Origin of the sequence: Methylomonas lenta (assembly GCF_001644015.1) — a bacterium.
Lineage (GTDB): Bacteria > Pseudomonadota > Gammaproteobacteria > Methylococcales > Methylomonadaceae > Methylomonas > Methylomonas lenta.
Map to the genome: position 1 here is coordinate 1 of NZ_LUUI01000060.1, position 2,272 is coordinate 2,272.

General features: G+C 50.2%; 1 protein-coding gene. It reads left to right on the forward strand.

Translation table 11 applies throughout. The features are described from left to right. Positions 1-2,002: Tn3 family transposase (locus A1359_RS04160; protein ID WP_066978447.1), on the forward strand; the 2,002-nt coding region annotated here is incomplete at its 5' end. Between the last annotated feature and the right edge of the window lie 270 nt (positions 2,003-2,272).

The window sequence follows — 2,272 nt, forward strand, 5'->3', positions numbered from 1 at the left end:
GCTTCGCTCCCACTGGGCCCTGTTGTTTGAACTGGCTGACGCCACGCTGGCCCAGCCAGATGGAGTAGTACGTGACGTAGTATTTCCCGTGGTCGGAGAACAGACGTTGCGTGATTTGGTAAAAGAGTGGAAAGCAACCGGACCAACTTACCGAATCACACTGCGAACCGTGATCCGAAATTCGTACAAGGGACACTATCGCCGCATGGTGCCTACTTTGCTGGCCGCACTTGAATTTCGGTGTAACAATGACCTTCACCGTCCGGTAATGGACGCGCTTGAATTGGTAAAACGTTTTGCGGACACCAAAGCTCATACCTTTCCGGTGGATGAAAATGTGCCGCTCGATGGCGTTGTGCGCGGATTATGGCGTGAAGCCGTGATGGATAAGGACGCAGCCGGACGGGATCGCATTAATCGCATCACTTATGAAATTGCGGCGCTGGAAGCGTTACGCGAACGACTGCGCTGTAAGGAAATTTGGGTAGTCGGCGCAAACCGTTACCGCAACCCCGATGAAGACCTACCCACAGATTTTAATGCGAACCGTGAAAACTACTATCAGGCGTTAAATCTGCCGCTCGACGCGGAGCAGTTCATCGCCAACTTGCAGGCCGAAATGCGCGAAGCATTAAACGCCTTCGACACTGGCCTGAAAAATAACCCCTTCGTCCGATTAAGCAGCAAGAACAACGGCTGGATAATATTAACCCCGCTGGACGCGCAGCCCGAACCGCCAAATCTGGCAACGCTCAAAGCTGAACTGAATGCCTTGTGGCCTATGACAAGTTTGCTTGATGTGGTTAAGGAAACCGATCTGCGGCTGGGTTTTACAGATGTATTGAAAACGCCAACCTCTTATGAAACGATGGATCGCTCGGTGTTGCAACCACGCTTATTATTATGTTTGCACGGTCTTGGCACCAATGCGGGTCTACAACGCATGGCCGGACTCGATTCCGGTACAACGGCAAGAGACTTGGCTTATGTACGTCGCCGTTACATTGGCGTTGACGCTATGCGGCGCGCAATTGCCATTGTCGCCGATGGTACGTTACATGCGCGTAATCCGGCTGTATGGGGTAGCGGCACCACCGCCTGTGCATCCGATTCCAAGCATTTCGGCGCATGGGATCAAAACCTGACTACACAATGGCATGTTCGCTATGGTGGACGCGGCATCATGATTTACTGGCATGTCGAACGCAATTCACTGTGCATCCATTCGCAACTTAAATCGCCGTCCTCTTCGGAAGTGGCATCAATGATCGAAGGCGTTATCCGTCATTGCACCGAGATGGAAGTTGACCGTCAATATGTCGATTCTCATGGCCAAAGCACGGTTGCGTTTGCCTTCTGCCGATTATTGGGGTTCCAGTTATTACCCAGACTGAAAGCCATTCACTCACAAAAACTAAGTCGGCCAGATGTCGGCATGGCCGATGCCTATTCAAATCTGCAAGAAATTTTAACGAAACCTATTGAATGGGATTGCGTGCGGCAGCAATACGATCAAATGGTTAAATACACGACGGCTCTACGCCTTCGAACAGCGGAAACCGAAGCCATCTTAAGGCGTTTTACTCGAAAGAACGTTCAGCATCCGACTTACAAAGCATTTGCAGAACTTGGTAAGGCGATTAAGACTATATTTCTTTGCCGCTATTTGCATGACGAATCTTTACGCCGGGAAATCCATGAAGGCCTGAATGTGGTTGAACAATGGAATGGTGCAACTGATTTTGTGTTTTTTGCTCGTCGCGGTGAAATGTCGAGCAATCGCAGGGAAGACCACGAGATTAGCATGTTAGCCTTACATCTCATTCAAAACTGCATGGTTTACATCAACACGTTAATGATCCAAAAGGTGTTAGCGCAGCCACACTGGCAGGGCAAGATGACAACACGAGACTACGCCGCGTTAACTCCCTTGATTTGGGAGCATATCAACCCCTATGGGCGATTTGACCTTGATATGAACACCCGGCTTGACTTACCGTAATGGAAATGGCGGCTGGTGACACGACTGCTTGTTTTACCCCAAATAACTGATAACCCTCAAGCCCGTAGTCACCTCGTCCGCTGCCGCACAGGCAGCTTAGAAAAACAAAAGATTTCAGGAAAAAATACTAGAAATGTCCGCTGCCGCACAGGCAGCTTAGAAAAGACAGTTAAAATCGCCATTGACTGCCACTACGTCCGCTGCCGCACAGGCAGCTTAGAAAGCCAACCGTGATCACCACATCCCAATTTTGCCGTCCGCTGCCGCACA